19 protein-coding genes and 1 pseudogene are annotated in these 16,178 nt (G+C 67.5%); 8 read left to right on the forward strand and 12 right to left on the reverse strand.

Annotated features, from left to right (window positions below):
* Window positions 1–84 precede the first annotated feature (84 nt).
* The 6 genes and pseudogenes from NF699_10390 to NF699_10415 all read right to left on the reverse strand — a co-directional run bounded on the left by NF699_10390 (window position 85) and on the right by NF699_10415 (window position 5,187).
* The gene (locus tag NF699_10390; protein ID USU03500.1) at window positions 85–1,086 is read right to left on the reverse strand and encodes a phage major capsid protein; all 1,002 of its coding nucleotides are present in this window, start codon (window positions 1,084–1,086) and stop codon (window positions 85–87) included.
* A 47-nt stretch (window positions 1,087–1,133) separates the two neighbouring features.
* Window positions 1,134–1,497, reverse strand: a pseudogene (locus tag NF699_10395) (HK97 family phage prohead protease).
* Window positions 1,494–1,799 carry a DUF6127 family protein gene (locus NF699_10400; protein ID USU03501.1) on the reverse strand — a complete coding sequence of 102 codons (306 nt, stop codon included), beginning with the start codon at window positions 1,797–1,799 and terminating at the stop codon, window positions 1,494–1,496. Before NF699_10400 ends, NF699_10395 begins: the two are co-directional and overlap by 4 nt.
* Window positions 1,796–2,899: a phage portal protein gene (locus tag NF699_10405; GenBank protein USU03502.1), complete on the reverse strand. Its 1,104-nt coding sequence runs from the start codon at window positions 2,897–2,899 to the stop codon at window positions 1,796–1,798. Before NF699_10405 ends, NF699_10400 begins: the two co-directional genes overlap by 4 nt.
* 351 nt (window positions 2,900–3,250) lie before the next feature.
* Window positions 3,251–4,579: a terminase family protein gene (locus NF699_10410; protein USU03503.1), complete on the reverse strand. Its 1,329-nt coding sequence runs from the start codon at window positions 4,577–4,579 to the stop codon at window positions 3,251–3,253.
* Window positions 4,576–5,187: a hypothetical protein gene (locus NF699_10415; GenBank protein USU03504.1), complete on the reverse strand. Its 612-nt coding sequence runs from the start codon at window positions 5,185–5,187 to the stop codon at window positions 4,576–4,578. The genes NF699_10410 and NF699_10415 overlap by 4 nt, the downstream gene beginning before the upstream one ends.
* 292 nt (window positions 5,188–5,479) lie before the next feature.
* Here NF699_10415 and NF699_10420 point away from each other — a divergent pair, with 292 nt between their 5' ends.
* Window positions 5,480–6,181 carry a PAS domain S-box protein gene (locus tag NF699_10420; protein ID USU03505.1) on the forward strand — a complete coding sequence of 234 codons (702 nt, stop codon included), beginning with the start codon at window positions 5,480–5,482 and terminating at the stop codon, window positions 6,179–6,181.
* A 30-nt stretch (window positions 6,182–6,211) separates the two neighbouring features.
* Here NF699_10420 and NF699_10425 read toward each other — a convergent pair whose 3' ends face one another.
* The 4 genes from NF699_10425 to NF699_10440 all read right to left on the reverse strand — a co-directional run bounded on the left by NF699_10425 (window position 6,212) and on the right by NF699_10440 (window position 8,321).
* Complete coding sequence (locus NF699_10425) at window positions 6,212–6,484, reverse strand: hypothetical protein (GenBank protein ID USU03506.1); 273 nt, start codon at window positions 6,482–6,484, stop codon at window positions 6,212–6,214.
* Window positions 6,485–6,544: 60 nt separating this feature from the next.
* On the reverse strand, window positions 6,545–6,724 hold the full coding sequence (locus NF699_10430; GenBank protein ID USU03507.1) for a hypothetical protein: 180 nt from the start codon (window positions 6,722–6,724) through the stop codon (window positions 6,545–6,547).
* A gap of 106 nt (window positions 6,725–6,830) precedes the next feature.
* Window positions 6,831–7,775, reverse strand: coding sequence for a diaminopimelate epimerase (gene dapF, locus NF699_10435; GenBank protein ID USU03508.1), 945 nt, complete (start codon window positions 7,773–7,775; stop codon window positions 6,831–6,833).
* Window positions 7,776–7,886: 111 nt separating this feature from the next.
* Window positions 7,887–8,321 (reverse strand): DUF6456 domain-containing protein, encoded by a 435-nt coding sequence (locus NF699_10440; GenBank protein ID USU03509.1) that lies wholly within the window; start codon window positions 8,319–8,321, stop codon window positions 7,887–7,889.
* A gap of 85 nt (window positions 8,322–8,406) precedes the next feature.
* On the opposite strand from NF699_10440, the gene NF699_10445 reads away from it, so the two are divergent.
* The 4 genes from NF699_10445 (at window position 8,407) to NF699_10460 (ending at window position 12,358) form a co-directional block, all read left to right on the forward strand.
* Window positions 8,407–8,970, forward strand: coding sequence for a helix-turn-helix domain-containing protein (locus tag NF699_10445; protein USU03510.1), 564 nt, complete (start codon window positions 8,407–8,409; stop codon window positions 8,968–8,970).
* A gap of 111 nt (window positions 8,971–9,081) precedes the next feature.
* The gene (locus tag NF699_10450; GenBank protein ID USU03511.1) at window positions 9,082–10,926 is read left to right on the forward strand and encodes an ATP-binding cassette domain-containing protein; all 1,845 of its coding nucleotides are present in this window, start codon (window positions 9,082–9,084) and stop codon (window positions 10,924–10,926) included.
* Window positions 10,927–11,017: 91 nt separating this feature from the next.
* The gene (locus NF699_10455; GenBank protein ID USU03512.1) at window positions 11,018–11,335 is read left to right on the forward strand and encodes a metalloregulator ArsR/SmtB family transcription factor; all 318 of its coding nucleotides are present in this window, start codon (window positions 11,018–11,020) and stop codon (window positions 11,333–11,335) included.
* 138 nt (window positions 11,336–11,473) lie between these two features.
* Window positions 11,474–12,358: a hypothetical protein gene (locus tag NF699_10460; GenBank protein USU03513.1), complete on the forward strand. Its 885-nt coding sequence runs from the start codon at window positions 11,474–11,476 to the stop codon at window positions 12,356–12,358.
* Window positions 12,359–12,416: 58 nt separating this feature from the next.
* On the opposite strand, the gene NF699_10465 is transcribed toward NF699_10460, so the two are convergent.
* Together NF699_10465 and NF699_10470 are read right to left on the reverse strand one after the other, a co-directional pair.
* A complete protein-coding gene (locus NF699_10465; GenBank protein USU03514.1) occupies window positions 12,417–12,773 on the reverse strand; it encodes a glyoxalase in 357 nt (118 codons plus the stop codon).
* 75 nt (window positions 12,774–12,848) lie between these two features.
* Window positions 12,849–14,270 (reverse strand): sigma-54 dependent transcriptional regulator, encoded by a 1,422-nt coding sequence (locus NF699_10470; GenBank protein ID USU03515.1) that lies wholly within the window; start codon window positions 14,268–14,270, stop codon window positions 12,849–12,851.
* Window positions 14,271–14,425: 155 nt separating this feature from the next.
* Here NF699_10470 and NF699_10475 point away from each other — a divergent pair, with 155 nt between their 5' ends.
* The 3 genes from NF699_10475 to NF699_10485 all read left to right on the forward strand — a co-directional run bounded on the left by NF699_10475 (window position 14,426) and on the right by NF699_10485 (window position 16,169).
* A complete protein-coding gene (locus NF699_10475; GenBank protein ID USU03516.1) occupies window positions 14,426–14,548 on the forward strand; it encodes an aa3-type cytochrome c oxidase subunit IV in 123 nt (40 codons plus the stop codon).
* A gap of 10 nt (window positions 14,549–14,558) precedes the next feature.
* Window positions 14,559–15,683 carry an NAD(P) transhydrogenase subunit alpha gene (locus NF699_10480; GenBank protein USU03517.1) on the forward strand — a complete coding sequence of 375 codons (1,125 nt, stop codon included), beginning with the start codon at window positions 14,559–14,561 and terminating at the stop codon, window positions 15,681–15,683.
* A 186-nt stretch (window positions 15,684–15,869) separates the two neighbouring features.
* Complete coding sequence (locus NF699_10485) at window positions 15,870–16,169, forward strand: NAD(P) transhydrogenase subunit alpha (GenBank protein USU03518.1); 300 nt, start codon at window positions 15,870–15,872, stop codon at window positions 16,167–16,169.
* The last annotated feature ends 9 nt before the right edge of the window (window positions 16,170–16,178 follow it).

A 16,178-nucleotide genomic window follows, 5' to 3' on the forward strand; every position in this document is an offset into this window, starting at 1 on the left:
ACAGCATATCCTGAACGGGTGGTCGGGAGAGGGAGCGGGCCGGCACCGCAAAAACGCGCTCTTCCGCGCGTTTTCAAAGACCCATCAGGCGACGGCGAACTTCATCAGCTTGATCGCCTCGCTGTCGGCAACGCACCCGCCGATCCGCCTGGTCGCGTAGAAGCCGACGAACGGCTTGTTGCTGTACGGATCGCGCAGGATCGCCGTCTCGCTGCGTTCGGCGATCAGATACCCCGCCCTGAAGTTGCCGAACGCGATCGCGAGCGCATTCGCCGCGATATCCGGCATGTCCTCCGCCTCGACCACCGGGTAGCCGAGCAGCATCGCCGGCTGCCCGCCCGCCAGGCTGGGCTGCCACAACGGCATGCCGTCGGTCGTCTTGAACTTGCGGATGCGCGCCAGCGTGCTCGCGTTCATCACCCAGCTCGCCCCCTGCCGGTACGGCGCCCGCAGGCTCTGGACCAGATCGACCAGCCGCTCGTCCGGCACGGTGCCGAAGTCGCTCGCCGCCCCGCTCGGCAGATATTGAAGCGTCCCCAGCGCCCGCGCCCCATCCTTCGCGGCAGACGTCGGATTGGTCAGGAACCCCTTCGGCCGGTTGACGCCGGTGCCGCCGACGAACGCCGCGCCTTCCGCCTTGGCGAACTCCGCCGCGATCTCGCCCGCCAGCCAGTCCTCCACATCGAATGCCGCATCGTCCAGCATCGCCTGGCTGGCCGAGGGGTTGGCGTACAATTCCCCCATCGGCGGCACCAGCTCGGCGAACACCGGGCTCGCCGTCTCCGGTCGCGCCGCCGTCTCCGCCGCCCAGCCCGACGGCGTGCCGCCGGTGGTGATCAGCTTGCGATACCCCGCCGACCCCACCTTCACGACATTGGCGATGGCCCGGATCGGCGAGGCACCCTTCAGCACCCGCGCGATCTCCGCATCGATCTCGCGCGGCACCGCAAAGCCGCCCGCATCCCCCGTCACCCCGGTGAACGCCTTCATCTCCAGCGTCGTCCCCGCCCGCACGAAGCCCGCAAAGGCCCCGTCGGTCCGCTCCACACGCGCGCCATCCAGCGCCGGCCGTTCGATCACGTCCACGTCATTCTCCTCGTTGGAAACTTGAAATTTTTTGAAGCGCCGCGGCCTCAGCCGACCCGGTCGATCCGCGCCAGCGGCTGCATCGGCACCGCGACCAGGCTCACCTCGGCCAGCGTCACCCGCACCAGCTCGCGCCGCGCGCCCTGCCGCACCTCGACCGCGCGATAGCCGACCGACAGCCCATCCAGCGCCCGCCGCGCCACCAGCGCCGCCACATCGGGATCGTCGACCTCGCCCTCGACCCGCAACCCACGCGCATCCTCGCCCAGCGTCACGATCCGCCCGACCGCGCGCCCGCCGTGCTGCCACAACAGCGGCACCGGCCCCGCCCCCTGCAAAGGCACCCGCCCGGATCACGTCCCCCGCCCGATCCACCCGGTCGAAGATCGCGGCGTATCCCCCGAATCTCACTTCAACCACCCGCCGAAACCCAGCTTCACCGCCAGTCCGGTCAGCAGCAGTGCCCCCGCCAGCCGCAGGCACCAGCCCGCCGCCGCCTTCCACGCCGACCGCTTCGCATCGCGCCATGCGCTCAGCAGCTCGCGCAGTTCGGCCAGATCCCGCCGCGCCGCCTCGTCCGCCAGACCCAGCCGGGTCAGCGCCCGCGTCGCCGACAATTCCCCCGCCTCCTCCGCCACCGCGCGCATCGTGTTGAGGTCCGCCCCCTCGCGCGCCGCCTGCGCCATCAATTGCGCCAGAACATCGCCCGTCATCGCTCCACCCCCAACATCGCCCGCTTCTCCTCCTCGGTCAGGAAACCGGCCGCGCTCACGCTTGCCCACAACCGCTCGCGATCCTCCGCCAGCGCCGGCACCCGATCGAGATCGACGGACAGCGCCGCCCCCTCGAACCACCCCGCCAGCCCCTGCGCCAATCCGCTCAGGATCGTTCCCGCCAGCGGCAGCACCGTCAGCCGCCACAGCGCCTTGTTCGCCTCGCGATAATTGGCGTAGGTCGCATCGCCGGGCAGGCCGAGCAGCATCGGCGGCACCCCGAACGCCAGCGCGATCTCCCGCGCCGCCCCCGCCTTCAGCCCGACGAAATCCATGTCCGCCGGCGACAGCGACAGCGCCTGCCACCGGAGGCCACCCTCCAGCAGCATCGGCCGCCCGGCATTGCCCGCGCCGGCGAACCCCGCCTCCATCTCGGTCTTCAGCCGTTCGAACTGCTCCGCGCTCAACGCCGCGCCGTCGCCGGGATCGTAGACCAACGCTCCCGAAGGCCGCGCCGCATTGTCGAGCAGCGCCTTGTTCCACTTGCCCGCCGCATTGTGCACCGCGACCGCACCCGACGCCGCGCCCAGGCACCCCATGCCGTAATGATCGTCGACCGGATTGAAGCTGCGGATATGTACCACGTCCGGGCGCGGCCCTTCCGCGTCCAGCCGCACCCGCCGCTCGCCCACCGCATAGCGGTACGCGGTCGGCCACCCGCCGGCATCCACCTCGACGCTCACCCGCTCCGGCCGCAGCGCATAGAGCGCCCCCACGCCCCCCTCCGCATCGCGCAGCACCTGCACATAGGCATTGCCGTGCAACAGCATCTGCGCCGCCACCGTCTCCAGCAGCGCCTGCCCTCCCGACCGCGCCTCGACCAGCGCCGCCAGCTCCGGCGCACTGGCGCCCAGCGGCGCCGACCCGACCCCTTCCGCCACCAGCTTCACCGCCCGCTGCGCGATCGCATTCCCCGCATAGCCATCGCGCACCTGCGCCTCATACGACCGCGGCCACTCCCCCAACGCCACGCCCATTCCCGCACGCGACAAAGCCGGCCGCCCGCCTTCGCGGGGACCCTTCCACCCAAACAACCGCATGATGATGCTCCTGAATATGGTTCGCTCGGCGTCGCTCAGCCGCAGAGAAGGAGAAGAAAGACGAGGGAGATCTGCGCTCGCCCCGATCAATTCTCCCCCACAAGGGGAAGGTGGCGCGCTCGCAAAGAGCGTGACGGACGGGGAGGTAAGCACCGAATGCAGTGCTCGTGGAAACGGCCCCTCCACCATTCGCTACGCGAACGGTCCCCCTCCCCCGCTAAAGCGAGGGAGGACTTGAATGGCCCGCCCCCCCATTCCTCCCCCGCAAGCGGGAGGTGGCGCGCTCGCAAAGAGCGTGACGGAGGGGGAGGTAAGCGACGAACTGCATGGCCCATGCGAACGCCCCGACAGCTACAACCCCCGCACGGCGCCCCCACCCCGCCGCCCCAGACACAATTCCGTCAGCGCCCAGACCAAGGCATCCGCCCGATCCGGCGACCGCCCCGGCCCCTGATATGCACCCCCGGCCACCAGCCCGCACATCTCGTCCTCCAGCGCCGCGAACCGCCCGCAATGCCGCACGCGGCCGCGTTCGTATAACGTCGCCACCGGCTCCGCCCGCGCCACCTTGCCCCGGCTCGCCCGCACCAGCTTCACCGGCAGCGTCACCTCCGCCGCCAGCAACACCGACCGCACCATCGCGCCACCCTGGTTGGCTTCCGCGATCACCCGGTCGGCGCGATGTTGCGCCGCGCAACCCGCCACCGCCCGCGCCCAGCCTTCCGGCGATGCCGCGGACACGCTGGCATCGGCCAGCACATGCGCCATGCCGTCGCCGTCCAGCCCGACCGCGACGATCCCGCAGGCATCGCCGCCCTTGCCCTCGGCCACGGCCCCCGCCGGCGGATCGACGCCGACCACCACCCGCACCAGATCGCGTGGCGCATCCCCCCGGCACCCCTCCAGCATCGCGCGCGACCACAAGGCACCGGCCAGATCCTCGATCATCTCGCCATCCAGTTCCTGCCGCCCCAGCGCCGTGCCGCCATAGCTGTCCTCGATATGCTCGACGAAGGCGTCGGGCAGGAACGGATTGTCGCGCGTCCGCCCGCGCGTCTCGACCAGCCCCTTCGCCCGCAGCACCCGCTTCATCAGGTTGGTCGGTCGCGGCGTCGTCGTCACCAGCACGCGCGGACGCGGCCCCCGCCGCATCCCCATCATCAGATTGTCCCACGCCGCATCGCCGCGCCGCCATTTCGCCAGTTCGTCGCACCACGCCGCATGATGCTCCGGCCCGCGCAACTGGTCCGGCGCGTCCGCCGAATAGACGAACGCCCGCGCCCCGTTGGGCCAGCGGATTTCGCCGCGGCTGACGGTATAGCGCGGTGTCTGGCCGATCTTTGCGACCGCACGCAGGCCGCTCGGCCCCTCGATCATCACCCGGCGCACATCGGCGGCGGTTGCACCGACCAGGGCGATCAGCGCCTCCGGATCGCCCGCGATCGCCGTCACCCACTCGGCGCCCGCACGCGTCTTGCCGAACCCGCGCCCGGCCCGGATCAGCCAGATCCGCCAATCCTCGCCGCTCGGCGCCTGCTGCCCCGGCTGCGCCCAGCCGCCTTCCCAGCGTTCCCCCAGTTCGTTGCGCATCGCCACGGGCAGCGATCGCAGCAATGCGTCGCGCTCCGCTTCGGGCAGGGCGGCGAGCGCCGCCATCACGTCGATCCGCTCGTCCGTCATGCCGCGCCCCCGTCCTGTGTATCGCCGTTCCTCGCCCCCGATCGGGACACTGCGGCCGGTGCCGGTAGCGCCACGTGCCGCCCCGGCACGACGCCGGCCGCGATCGCCGCCGCGCGCTGGTTGCGCGCTGCCAGCACCTTCAACTTGCCGGCGATCACCGCATCGGTCTGCGCGCGCGTCGCCACCGCCTGCGACGGCAAGCGCGGGCCGACGCGCCCGTCGCGCCGCGCCTTGTGCATGGCGAGCAGCTTGACCGCTTCGTCCCATGCGATCGGCTCCGGCGCCAGTCCGTCCACCATGCCGACGGCGCCGCCGCCGCTGCCGCCTGCCAGCACATGGCCGATGATCCGGGTCTCCAGCACCTGATAGGCGATGGCGATCGCCTCGTCCCACGCCTTGCCGAACGCCGCGTTGGTCTTGCGCCGGTAATAGACTTGCGATGGCAGCAGGCCGATCGTCCTCGCCGCCTCGGTGACGTTGCAGCTGCCCGCCAGATGCGTGAAGAACGTCGTGTTCATCGTCGCCGTCCATCGAACCGCCTGGCACGACCGGCGGCGGCCCGCCGTTCCGCACGATATCGCCGGATCGCCCTCAACCTCGTCCGTCATGCGCCCCTCCCCGCTACGCAGGTCGGGCCGGCAACGGATCGGGCGCTCTACCCGACCGTTCCGGCCCGACTCGCAATTCTTCAGCGTTCCTGTTATGTACCTAAACAGTGTGACGCTGTCAAGCATTATGTACCAGATAGGTTATTTTACTGTCGCGTATTGCGTTATCGCGTTGATGCCGACGTGGTTCCGGCTGTCATACATCACGATTGTCGGAGCGGGGCTTGCCCTTGCCTGTCGGGAACGTTAACAACTCTGTCATTCCAACGCTCTCACAGGATCCTGCGTTGCCATGCATCCTGCGTCGGGACCGATCGCCCATGGTCTGATCGGACGCAATCTGGAAGTCGTCGATGTGGACGGCGCCTATGCCGGGCTGCTCGGATTGACGCGCGATCAGATTATCGGTCGGCCTGCGCTCGACTTCACATATCCCGACGATCGGGCCGCCGCGGCGTTGTTCATCGGTCGCGTCTGGCGCGAGACGCAAACGATGTCGGCGACCCAGCGTCATATCCACGCCGACGGGCATGCGATCTGGGTCAACGTCCACATCTCGCGGATCGGCACCGGCAACGATCGACGTCTCGTCGTGACCTGTCGTCCGCTGCCACGCAGCACCGCGCCGTCGACGGTCGAGGCGCAATGGCGGATGGCACGGCTGCTGCTACAGGCGATGGAGGGCGGCAAGCGCGCCTTTGGCGACGCGCTGATCGGCAATCCCGCTACCGAGATCCTGCTGCTCAGCTATGTCGCCGAAGCGGAGGCCGCTACCGCGCAGGCGGGGGACATCGCCCTGAGGATCGGCGTCACATGGCCGCTCACCCGGCGCTGGCTGCTTGCGCTCGCCGACGCCGGCTTTATCGAGACGGAGGTGCCGGGGGCGATCGGCCCGACCACGCCGATCCGCCTGACGCCGCGGGCGCTCGCCCTGATCGAGGCGATCTTCGGTGCGTTGATATCGGTCGTCCGGGATTCGCTGGTTCCGGCCTGACGGCCTCGTTCGACCGGCGACGATGACCGGTCAGCGACCGCGCCGCATACGTATCAGCGCCATGCTCAATCGCCCGATCCAGCCGGGGCGTGCCGGTGTCGGCGCCGGCCGCGTCACCGGCTCGAATTCATGCGGCTCGAACGGCACTCTCGCCAGATCGAGCATCAATCCGGTCACATCCTTGCTCAACGATGCGTGATTCTCGGCATCGTAGGTTGCACGCAACGCCTGACCCACCGGGAACAGCTTCGCACCCTGCCGCCCCTGCAATTCCTCGTCTTCGGCCTTGGACCCGTCCGCCATCGTGACCCTCGTTCGTCCTGCTCAACGAACGGGACGGACCAAGGGTTCATGCGTGCGCCTTCAACGCTCTTCCACGGCAGTCACCGCGTCGCCGCCCGGGCCATCGGCCCCGCCGTAGCAGCGGTCGAGATAATGGTTGGCGATGATGTAATGCGCACGAACGGCCAGCGGATGCGTCGCACGCTGCGCCAGCTCCAGTTCGGTCTCGGCACGCTGGTAAAAATAGCTCTCGTCGTCCACAATCTCAAAACTTCTGCAATCGATACAACAGCATAGCCTCGATACCATGCTCTGCCATCATATGGGTTATACGGTTGGTCAACGCATCGCCGCCCGGCTGGTGCCACTAGCGGCTGGCCAAATCCGCGATTCCCGCCCAGGCCGCGATCTCGGCGTCGGCATGCGCTTCGACGACCAGGTCGCCCGCGCGTTCCGCAGCAATGTCGACGTCGATCGAACCACGCCATTCCCAGGTCGCATTGCCCGACAGGCTGACCATCGCATCGCGCGTCACGCTCGCGCGCACTAGCCCGCCCTTGTTGAACACTGTGATCGGCGTATCATAGGCCAACCGCCCGGTCAGGCAGGCGGCAAAGCTAGACGCCGCCATTGCGCTGCCGCAGCTGTCGGTCAATCCGACGCCGCGCTCGAACGTTCGTACGAAAAGGTCGCGTCCCCGAACCTCGACGAAGGAAACGTTGGCGCGGTTGGGCAGCCAGTGCGGCGCCGCTTCGCACGCTTCCCCGATCGCGACCAGTTCCGCCTCGTCCACCGCCTCGACGAACGTCACCAGATGCGGGTTGGGCATTGCCACTGCGATAAAGCGCCGCTCGCTGACCAGCGGCGGGACCGGCGTCTCGACGATCCGTTCGACGCCCGCGTGCAACGGCCATACCCGCACGTCCAGCCCGGCGGGCCCCGCCGTCTCGCGCACGGTGTAGACGCCAGCCGCAAGATCCGCGTCGCGCTCGACGATGGCGTCCGACGTCTTCAGCCGCACCCGCGCCATATCCAGCCCCAGCGCCTCGAACCCCATCCGGGCGACGCAGCGCAAGCCGTTCAGGCACGTCTCCGCCTGGCTGCCATCCGCATTGTACATCGCCATGGAAAAATCATGATCGTCGGTACCCTGGCCCAACAGCAACAGCCCGTCGCCACCCACCGGGCCGCGCCGGTCCGCCAGCGCACGCGCGACCGCCGCCCAGTCCGCCTCAGCCAGATCGATGCCGCGCGCGTCGATCAGCGGAAAGTCGTTGCCCGACCCATGGCATTTCACGAAGGCGAAGCGCACGTCATCCATCCCGTCATCGGCCTCGCGGGCCGCTTATGTTCTTGTCTACGCCGCCGATACACCCGCCTTGCAGCCAAACGCAATCGCGCCGCCGGGCAATCGCGTCGCCGGTCAGATTAGCCGGTAATGATCCGCCAGCCGGTCGAGTGCCAGCGTCAGCACCAGCCGTCCCGCACGCGCCGGCCAGCCCAGCGCCTTCTCCGCTGCAGGCAACCCTTCGTTGGCGCAGATCACCCGCCACAGCACATCGCCCAATCCGCGTCCGGCTGACGCCATGGCCTCGTCGAAGCGTCGCTTCGCCGCGATCTGCGCCCCGCTCGGGTCCGGTTCGCAGCCGCTGCCGCCGCCGTCCACCCGGGCGGACCAGCGCATCGTCACCCGCGGTCCCATCGCGGCCATCTCGTAGTCGCCGCGCAACCGCTCGCCTGCCTCGAACTGGCGCGCATCAACCAGTCCCCGCGCCTTCAGCCAGCCCAGCGGTGATTCGGCGTCGTTGATGCTCACATTGCGTCCCCGTCCAACCGTCCGCACCATCAATTCTTGCATATGCTAGCCTCCCGAGTCGATCCGGGCTTGCCACAACGTCAGCTTTGTAGGACAGAGAAATAACCGCAGCGGTTAGGGATGCGCCATGATTACCGCGATAAGAGAGGTACGTAGGGCCAAAAATCTGACGCTGGAGGAGGTCGCCCGCCGATGCTCGCCTCCAACAACCGCCCAGACGATCGGACGACTCGAGACCGGCACCCGCACTGTTTCGGTCGGCTGGATCAACCGCATCGCTCTCGCTCTCGAGGTCGCGCCGGCGGATCTCGTCACGCTCCCGGAACGCGCATCGCTACCGGTGGCCGCGACGTTGGATGCGGATGGTGCGCATGCCCCCCGCCAGCCGCAGACGCTCACCCCGCCCCAGCCCGGCGCCGGCAGCATCGCGGTCAGGGTTACCGGCGGCATCGCCGATTATCGCGCCGGCGACGAACTCTGGTGTGACCTGCGCACGCCCGACACCTTCTCGCAGGCACTGAACCGCGACGTGCTCGTTCCTGTCCCACCCGGTCGCTTCCTCTTCGCCCGCCTGATCGGCATCGACGGCGAAACCCTCCTCCTCCTCCCATCGACTCCGGGAGCCCGCCCCACATCGGTGTCATCCCCCCCGTGGCTCGCGCAGGCCGCCAAGCTGATCCGCTCGCTATAGGAGGTCGATTCACGCGAAGACACGAAGAGGTCGCACCGCAGACAATCGTTTACCCCGACCTTGTCCCACCCCCGCTTTAGCTGCACCGCAACATCTGCTAAGAGCGCCCGCATGCTCAACCTCAACGGCATCACCGTGCGCCTCGGCGGCCGCACGATCCTCGACGGCGCATCCGCATCGCTGCCCCCCGGCAGCCGCGTCGGCCTCATCGGTCGCAACGGCGCGGGCAAGTCGACGCTCGTCCGCGTCATCGCCGGCATGCTCGAACCCGACGACGGCACCGCCGACATGCCCCGCGGCGCCCGCCTCGGCTATATCGCGCAGGAAGCGCCCTCCGGCACCGCTACCCCGTTCGACACCGTGCTCGCCGCCGACACCGAACGCGCCGCGCTGATGATCGAATCGGAAACCAGCGAAGACCCCGACCGCCTCGGCGACGTCTACGAACGCCTGATCGCGATCGACGCCTACACCGCGCCGATGCGGGCAGCACAAATTCTGCTCGGCCTCGGCTTCGACGAGGATATGCAGCAGCGCCCGCTCGACAGCTTCTCGGGCGGCTGGAAGATGCGCGTCGCGCTCGCCGCGCTCCTGTTCTCGCAACCCGACTTGCTGCTGCTCGACGAGCCCTCGAACCACCTCGATCTCGAAGCCGTCATGTGGCTCGAGGATTTCCTCGTCGGCTACAAGGCGACGATCGTCGTCGTCAGCCACGAACGCGATTTCCTCAACAACGTGGTGGATCACATCCTCCACCTCCAGAACGGCAAGATCCAGCTCTATCCGGGCGGCTACGACAGCTTCGAGCGCCAGCGCGCCGAGCGCATGGCGCAGCTCGCCGCCGCCAAGGCGAACCAGGATATCCAGCGCGCAAAGCTGCAGGATTACGTCGCCCGCAATTCCGCCCGCGCCTCCACCGCCAAGCAGGCGCAAAGCCGGCAGAAGATGCTGGCCAAGATGCAGCCGATCGCCGAACTCGCCAACGATCCGTCGCTGTCGTTCGACTTCCCCGATCCCACCGAACTGCGCCCGCCGCTCATCACGCTCGACATGGCGTCGGTCGGCTACAGCGAGACGCCGATCCTCAAGCGCCTCAACATGCGCCTCGACCCCGACGATCGCGTCGCGTTGCTCGGCCGCAACGGCAACGGCAAGACCACGCTCGCCCGCCTGCTCGCCGCACAGCTGACGCCGATGGACGGCGAGATGGCCTCGTCGGGCAAGATGAAGGTCGGATATTTCACCCAATATCAGGTCGAGGAACTCGACGCCGACGATACCCCGCTCGAACACATGACCCGGATCATGAAGGGCGCCAGCCCCGCCGCGGTCCGCGCCCAGCTCGGCCGGTTCGGTTTCTCGGGCGACAAGGCGGTCGGCAAGGTCGGCAAGATGTCCGGCGGCGAAAAGGCGCGGCTCGCGCTCGCGCTCATCACCCGCGACGCGCCGCATATGCTGATCCTCGACGAACCGACCAACCACTTGGACGTCGATGCCCGCGAGGCGTTGGTGCAGGCGCTCAACGCCTATACCGGTGCCGTCGTCCTCGTCAGCCACGATCGCCACATGCTCGAAATGACCGCCGACCGCCTCGTGCTGGTCGACAACGGCACCGCCAAGGAATTCGACGGCACGCTCGACGATTACATCGCCTTCGTCCTCGCCGGCGACAAGCAGCCCGAACCCAAGGCCAAGAAGCCCAAGGGCAAACCGATCGACCGGGACGCCGAAAAGCTGCGTCGAAAGACGATCCGCGATACCGAGGCGGAGATCGCTACCCTCACCAGCGACCGCAATGCGATCGACCGCGCGATGTTCGATCCCAAGACGGCCGAAGATCGCTTCGCCAAACTGGCGATGAGCGAGCTGATGAAGCGCCGCGCCGACGTGCAGGACCGGATCGAGACACTGGAAGCGAAATGGCTGGAAGCGACCGAAGCGCTCGAAGCGGCATAAATGCAATCCGGCAACCGCAGGGTTGCCGGATTATGACCATTCGGTAATAAGCAACCGATCGGTTGCCACCATCGGCAACCCGGAGGTTGCCATGACCGCGCCTATTGCCAGACCGATACAGGCAGCGCGTTTGTTCGCCGCGCTCGGCGACCCTACCCGCCTGTCTTTGCTCGTCATTCTTCGCGGCGGAGGCACACGTCCGATTACACGTCTTGCCGCCTCCCTCGGCATGACGCGGCAGGCGGTGACCAAGCATCTACGGACGCTGGAGGAAGCAGGGCTGGTGGAGGTCACCCGCCAGGGCCGCGAGACGCTCTATACATGCCGCCCCCAGGCTTTGGACGACGCCCGCCGGTCGCTTGATGCTATCGCCGGACGATGGGACAGCATCCGGCCCCCGCAGCCATAATGGCCATCCGACGCGCGAACCACCCGGATCGGCCATGATACGCTTGTCGCCGCGCCTGCCGCACGGCAAAGCGTTCCGCATCGCAGCAATATCGAACATCGCGCGTTGCGTTCGTTCCGTTCCCAATCGTGAGGGCCCATGATCGTCGCACCCACTCCCCGTCTCGGCCGCATCGTATCGGAGGTGTGGAAGCCGCTGCTGCTGCTGTTCGTCTGGGACGTGATCGTTACCGTCACCTATTACATCCTGCCGTTCAAGGCGCCTTCGCTGCCGCTGACGCTGTTCGGTTCCGTGCTGGCGCTGTTCCTCGGCTTCCGTGACAATTCCGCCTATGAACGTTGGTGGGAAGGCCGCATCCTGTGGGGCGCGATGATCAATGCCTCACGCAGCCTCAGCCGCGAAGCGCGCAATTTCCTGCCGGTGGACGAGGCGCACGATCTGCGCCGGTCGATCGTGCTACGCCAGATCGCCTATGTGAACGCGCTCCGCTGCCAGTTGCGCAAGCAGCCCGTCGACGAACAGGTGCTCAAATTTCTGTCGCGGGGCGAGGCGGAGCCGGCGTTAGCCCGGACCAACGTCGCCAACGGCCTGCTCGACGGCACCGGCCGCCGCGTCGACGATGCTCGTCGCAAGGGCTGGATCGACACGATTCAGCAGGCGCGGATGGAATCGACGATGGTCGATATCGCCAATGCACAGGGCGGCATGGAGCGGCTGAAGAACACGCCGCTACCCAACCAGTATCGCTTCTTTCCGACGCTGTTCACCCATCTGTTCTGCATCCTGCTGCCGATCGGCCTCGTCGAAACGCTTGGCTTCGCCACTCCGCTGGGGTCGACCGTCGCCGGGCTGATGTTCCTTGCAGTGCTCCAGATCGGTGACGACCTGGTCGATCCGTTCGCCAATACGGTTCACGACGTCCCTTTGACCGCCATGTGCCGGACGATCGAGATCGACCTGCTCCAGTCGATCGGCGACGAAGCGCCCGGTCCGGTCACCCCGATCAAGGGCATCCTGTGGTAGCATCGGAAAGGCGTGAGGCCGGGTGGCGGAAAACCACCGTCCCCGTCCGGCAACGGGGTCAGGCCGCGTCGATGATCCGACCGATGCGCACCAGCAATCCGCTGGGATCGCTCACGGCGAATTCATAGGTACCCCAGGGTTTGACGTGCGGCGCGCCAGGTTCGATGATCAACTCGCGCACCGCGTCGGCCATGGCATCGACGTCGTCGACATACAGGTACAGCCCGAACGGATTGTCCTCGATCGTTTTCGGCCAGCCGGGCGCGAGGGTCAGGTGCAGATGCCAGCCCCTGCCGTCCGTCAGAATGCGGTAATGGCCATGATCGCCGACAACGTCGAATGACAGGCGCCGATAAAACGCCTCGCTCGCGTCAAGATCGCTGCTCGGGACGATGGCGACCGCACGATGATCCATGGCCGGGGTTTCCTCCTGCGAGCAGGCGACATCGCTACATCGGACCGTACACCCCCTGCAAGCAGGCAGTGCCCATCACGCTGCGGCGTTGTCGATGCCCAGTTCGCCGAGCTTGCGATACAGCGTCGATCGCCCGATCCCCAGTCGCCGGGCGACTTCGGTCATCCGTCCGCGGTAATGGCCGATGGCGAGCCGGATCACATCCGCCTCGATATCCTCCAACGGGCGCAGATTGCCGTCAGGACGGAACAGGGTGACGCCGCCACCGGACGCGGTCGCCGATCCGACGACGCCGGTACGACGATCGCCAAGCGCGGCGATCTGCGGGAAGTCCGCCCGCGTCAGCGCCGCGCCCTCGCACAGCACCGCCGCGCGGAAGAGGGCGTTCTGCAACTGTCGCACGTTGCCCGGCCAGTCGTACTGCACCAGCAGCGCCAGCGCATCGTCGGTGATCCCCAGCGGCCGCAATCCCGGTTGCTGTGCGATCCGCGCCAGCAGATGCCGTGACAGCGCCGGTACGTCGCCCAATCGCTCGCGCAGGGGCGGGATCGTGACCTGCACCACGTTGAGCCGGTAATACAGATCCTCGCGGAACCGCCCCGCCTCGACCTCGTCGAGCAACTTCTTGTTGGTCGCGGCGATGACGCGGACGTCGACCTCCCGGGCGTGACGCGCACCGATCGGCTGGATCTCGCCCGATTGCAGCACCCGCAGCAACTTGACCTGCGTCTCTAGCGGCATCTCGCCGATTTCGTCGAGCAGGATAGTGCCACCGTCGGCGTCGGCGAACCGTCCGATCTTTCGCTCGAACGCGCCGGTGAACGCGCCCTTCTCGTGCCCGAACAGCTCGGATTCGACCAGATTGGCCGGGATGGCACCGCAATTGACGGTGACCATCGGCTTCTTGGAGCGGGGCGAAGCCGCATGGATCGCATCGGCAACCACCTCCTTGCCCACGCCGCTCTCGCCCTCGACCAGCACCGCCACGCGCGCGCGCGCCGCTTTTGCCGCGATCGCCAGTGCGGCGCGGAAATCGGGCGACGATCCGACGATCTCGTCGAACGCGAGCAACGCCGGGATCTTCTCGGTCAGCGGCCGCAGTTCACCCGCGGCGGTGCCCGCCACTGCTGCTTCCAGCGCGGCAAGCAGCCGTTCGGGCGCCAGTGGCTTGACCAGAAAGTCGGTCGCCCCCGCCCGCATCGCCGCGACCGCATGCGCCACCGATCCGTTGGCGGTCAGCAACAGGATCGGCAGCGCTGGCCGTCGCTCGCGCAATTCGGCGATCAGAGGTGCCGCATCCGCTTCCGGCGCCCAGTGATCGAGCAGGATCGCGTCCAGTTGCATCCCGTCCTGCGTGCCGAGCTGCGCCAGCGCCATCTCGCCGTCCGCTGCAAAGATCGACCGCCAGCCCGCACGCGCCGCCAGCGCCGATACCAGCCGCCGCTGTGCCGGCTCGTCGTCGATCAGCAAAAGCAAGCGCTGTCCGTTGCGCGTCATAATATTTCCCGTCCCGCTTCGGGGCAGGTGATACAATGCGCCGGTAAAGAGCGACTTAAGCCTGATGCGCTTTTGCTTGCCTTGACGGCGGCGACGCTTTGCGGGCAGTTAATCACCCAAAGGCGGTGCAGGCCGCGGTTAGCAGGGGTTGGGTGATGGCCGGCAACGGTGACATGAAGGCACATGTATCGACGTATTCCAGCGTCATCGGCATGCTGAAATGGGGTACGGTCGGATGTGCGGTGATCGCCGCACTCGTGATCTGGCTGATCGCGTAAGCGCCGCCCGATGAAGATCGCCGTCCTCAAGGAACATGCAGACGGCGAACGGCGCGTTGCCGCGACGCCGGAAACTGCGAAGAAATTCATCGCGCTGGGTGCGGAGGTCGCGATCGAGGCGGGCGCCGGTGACGCGGCGACCTATGCCGATCAGGCGTATCGCGACGCCGGTGCCACCGTCGCGGATCGTGCAACGGTGCTCGCGGACGCCGATATCGTACTCGGCGTGCAGGGCCCCGATCCGGCGGGCCTCGCCGGCGCCAATACCGGCGCCTGGATCGTCGCCGGCCTCAACCCCTTCGGCGATCGTGCCCGCGTCGATGCCTATGCCGCGGCGGGTTACGAAGCGCTGGCGATGGAATTTATGCCGCGCATCACCCGCGCGCAGTCGATGGACATCCTGTCGTCGCAGTCCAACCTCGCCGGCTACAAAGCGGTACTCGACGCCGCGTCCGAATATGGCCGCGCCTTTCCGATGATGATGACTGCGGCAGGCACTGTCTCCGCCGCCAGGGCGTTCGTGATGGGCGTCGGCGTCGCGGGGCTACAGGCGATCGCCACGGCCCGCCGCCTCGGCGCGCAGGTCTCCGCCACGGATGTCCGCTCCGCCACCCGCGAACAGATCCAGTCGCTCGGCGCCAAGCCGATCTTCGTCGAGAACGTGAAGGGGATCGAGGGCGAAGGCAGCGGCGGTTACGCCGGCGAGATGAGCGACGAGTATAAGGCGGCGCAGGCCGAACTGGTCTCGTCGCATATCGCCAAGCAGGATATCGTCATCACGACGGCCCTGATCCCGGGCCGCGCCGCGCCGCGCCTGATCAGCGACGCCCAGGTCGCCAGCATGAAGCCCGGCAGCGTCATCGTCGATCTCGCGGTCGAACAGGGCGGCAACGTCGAGGGCGCAGTGGCTGGTGAAATCGTCGTACGTCACGGCGTCAAGATCGTCGGCCACCGCAACGTCGCCTCCCGCCTTCCCGCGGACGCCTCCGCCTTGTTCAGCCGCAACCTCTACAATTTTTTGTCAACCTTCTGGGACAAGGACACCGGCCGTCCGGTAATCGACGAGGAGATCGGCGACGCCGTCCGACTCACCAGGGCCGGTCAGGTCGTCAACGCCCGGTTGTTGGGGGCGTGATCGGTCCTGTCCTACACGGCCTGAATCGCGTTATACTACCGGCCATGCATGCCGCCATCGCCACGCCCGCTGTGATTGGCCCCGAATCGAAGATCGGGTATGGCAAACATGGGGGTGACGTCGTCGCCCGGATCGACAAGTTTGGGGCTGTCGGTACGCCGGCGATGAGCCGCTGAGGAGCTGAACATGGACTTCGTTGCGATCCTGTCGATCTTCGTGATGGCCTGCTTTGTTGGATATTACGTCGTCTGGTCGGTCACACCGGCGCTGCACACGCCGCTCATGGCGGTGACCAACGCCATCTCGTCGGTCATCATCGTCGGCGCGCTGATCGCCGGCGCGGCGGCGGGCAGCGCCTCCTCGAAATGGCTCGGGCTGCTCGGCGTGGTGCTGGCGAGCATCAACATCTTCGGCGGGTTCGCCGTCACCAGCCGCATGCTGGCGATGTACAAGAAGAAAGACCGGCCGGCGCCCGCGAAGCACTGACGTGCCACG

The sequence above is a fragment of the Sphingomonadaceae bacterium OTU29LAMAA1 genome (genome assembly GCA_024072375.1).
Classification (GTDB): Bacteria; Pseudomonadota; Alphaproteobacteria; order Sphingomonadales; family Sphingomonadaceae; genus Sphingomonas.